This window comes from Meiothermus luteus (genome assembly GCF_003574085.1).
Classification (GTDB): Bacteria; Deinococcota; Deinococci; order Deinococcales; family Thermaceae; genus Meiothermus; species Meiothermus luteus.
This window is the reverse complement of the sequence record NZ_QWKZ01000181.1, coordinates 1-2,484: the sequence shown is the minus strand read 5'-3', so window position 1 is coordinate 2,484 and position 2,484 is coordinate 1. Positions and strand designations below refer to the sequence as shown.

The 2,484-nt window shown below is 69.1% G+C and carries 2 protein-coding genes and 1 pseudogene; all 3 read left to right on the top strand.

Going from position 1 to position 2,484, the window contains the following annotated elements:
- Nucleotides 1–544 (top strand): annotated as a pseudogene (locus tag Mlute_RS14940) (hypothetical protein); the annotation flags it as partial.
- On the top strand, nucleotides 522–2,165 hold the full coding sequence (locus Mlute_RS14935; RefSeq protein WP_119361313.1) for a GspE/PulE family protein: 1,644 nt from the start codon (nucleotides 522–524) through the stop codon (nucleotides 2,163–2,165). The pseudogene Mlute_RS14940 and the gene Mlute_RS14935, both read left to right, overlap by 23 nt.
- Nucleotides 2,166–2,168: 3 nt before the next feature.
- Nucleotides 2,169–2,484, top strand: a 316-nt coding sequence (locus Mlute_RS14930) for a type II secretion system F family protein (RefSeq protein ID WP_182482597.1), incomplete at its 3' end; no start/stop codon positions are given.

Genomic DNA, 2,484 nt, shown 5'->3' with positions numbered 1-2,484 from the left:
ACCCCCCGTACCCCCTGCCTTCCCCGCCAAGCGGATCACCCAGGAAGTGCCCCAAACCCTGGAGGCCCTCGCCCAAGCCCGGGAGCTTTCCTTAGACCTAAAGCCCAGGCGGCGCCCCTTAGGAGAGGGGTTGCCGCGGGAGGCCCAGCTCGCCGTCTTCCTCGCCTCCCTCTTCTTCGTCCTGGGGCTTCTTGGGCAAAGCTTCCTCCACCAGATGGCCGCCCGAGAAAGGTCTCGTCTGGAAAGCCTCCGGCGGGAGGCGGCCCTCTTGCGGGAGCAAGCCTTCCAGCCAGCAAGGCCTGAGGGGCTCGGCCTGGAGGAGATCCTCAAGGTGGCCTCGGAAAAGCCGGAAACCCTCTGGCTCACCCGCTTGGAGGCCGAAGAAGGCCGCCTCTTCCTCGAGGGAAAGGCCCTGGACCCCTATGCCCCCCTCCTCCTCGCCCAAAAGCTTGGGGGGCAGGTGGGCCCCCTGACGCGGGCAAGCGTGGGGGGAAAAACCGTGTACGCCTGGGAGGTGGAGGTTGCAAAGGCCCAAGCTCGGTGAACTCCTCCTGCGCCTTGGGTACATCACTGAAGGGCAGCTCCAGGCCGCCTTGGAGGAGCAGGCCCGCACCGGGGACCTCCTAGGGCAGGTCCTCCTGCGGCGGGGCTACGTGAAGGAGGAAGATCTGGCCCGAGCCCTGGCGGACCAGCAACGGGCCCCCCTCATTCGCCTCGCCGAGCTCTCCCCCGACCCCCAGGCCCTGCGCCTTCTGGACCCCCGCTTCGCCCGGGAAAAGCGGGTCTTCCCCTTTCGGGTGGAGGGCAACCGCCTCCACGTGGCCATGGCCCACCCCTCGGACCTGGCCCTTCTGGACGAGCTCCGTTTCCTCACGGGGAAAGAAATCGTGCCCCACCTGGCCCCGGACCGGGAAATCCTCGAGGCCCTGGACCGCCTCCTGGCGGAGGAGGCCCGGCCCAAGGAGGAAGCCCGGCGGGAGGAAGCCGCCCAGGTGGACCTAACCCTGGAGGCCATGCCCGCGGTGCGCCTGGCCCAAGCCCTCCTGGAGCGGGCCATCGCCCTCATCGCCAGCGACCTCCACCTGGACCCGGAGGAAACCCATCTGGCGGTGCGGGCCCGGGTGGACGGGGTCATCCAGGAGCTAGAGCGGCTTCCCAAGGACCTGGAAGCCCCCCTCGCCGCCCGCTACAAGGTCTTGGCGGGCATGGACATCGCCGAAAGGCGCCGCCCCCAAGACGGCCACTTCACCTTCCCCTTTGAGGGAAAGCGATACGAGGTACGGGTGGCCTCCGTGGGCACCCTCCACGGGGAAAAGCTCACCCTGCGCATCATCTACCCCGCGGGGGTGCGGCTCGGCCTCACGGAGCTTGGGATGCTCCCCGAGGAGCTCGCCCTTTTCCAAAAGCTCCTGCGCAAGCCCCACGGCATCCTCTTCGTCACCGGCCCCACGGGAAGCGGCAAGACCACCACCCTCTACGCCGCCCTGGACCGCCTTTACACCCGGGAGAAGACCTTCGTCACTATTGAAGACCCCGTGGAGTTCCCCCTGGAGGGCGTGGTGCAGATCCCCGTGCAACCCAAGATCGGCCTCACCTTCGCCGAGGCCCTGCGAAGCGTTTTGCGCCTGGACCCCGACGTGATCCTGGTGGGGGAGGTGCGGGACACGGAAACCCTGGACACCGCCCTCCGGGCCGCCCTCACCGGACACCTGGTCCTGGCCACCCTCCACGCCAACGACGCCATCGCCGCCGTGACCCGGCTTTTGGAAATGGGCGCGGAGAGGCACCTCCTGGCCTCCACCCTCCTCGGCACCGTGGCCCAGCGCCTGGTGCGCCGGGTCTGCCCCCAGTGCGCCCGGCCCCAACCCCTTTCCGAGGAGGCCCGCCTCTTCTTTGGGGCCGAGGCCCCCGAGGAGGAGGTGCGGGGAGAGGGGTGCCCTTTTTGCCGGGGCACGGGGTACAAGGGACGGGTGGGGCTCTACGAGGTCTACGCCCCCGATCGGGAAGCCCTCTACCGCTTAGGCCTAGGCGCTAGCGAAGGGGAACTTTGGGAGCGGGCCAAGGCCCAGGGCCACCGGGATCTACGGGCGGTGGGGCTTTACCAGGTGCGCACAGGGGTCACCACGGGGAGCGAGCTTTTGCGGGTGCTGGGCATCTGGGAGTAGGACATGCGCTTCCTCTACGAGGCCACGGACGAGAAGGGCGAGCGGGTTTACCGCGGCGTCCTCGAGGCGGAAACCCCCCAAGGGGCCAGGCGCCGCCTCCGGGAGATGGGGCTTTACCCCTTGCGCCTGGAGCGGGTCAGGCGCCCCTCCCGAGGGCGGGTACCCCTCCCTGAACTCGTCCTCTTCATGGAGGAGTTCGCCACCTTGGTGGGGGCGGGTGTACCTGTAACCCAGGCCCTGCACACCCTCTCCCTGGAAAGCCAGCACCCCCTCCTGAAGGAGGCGGCCCGGGGGGTGCGGGAGCGGGTGGAAGGGGGCG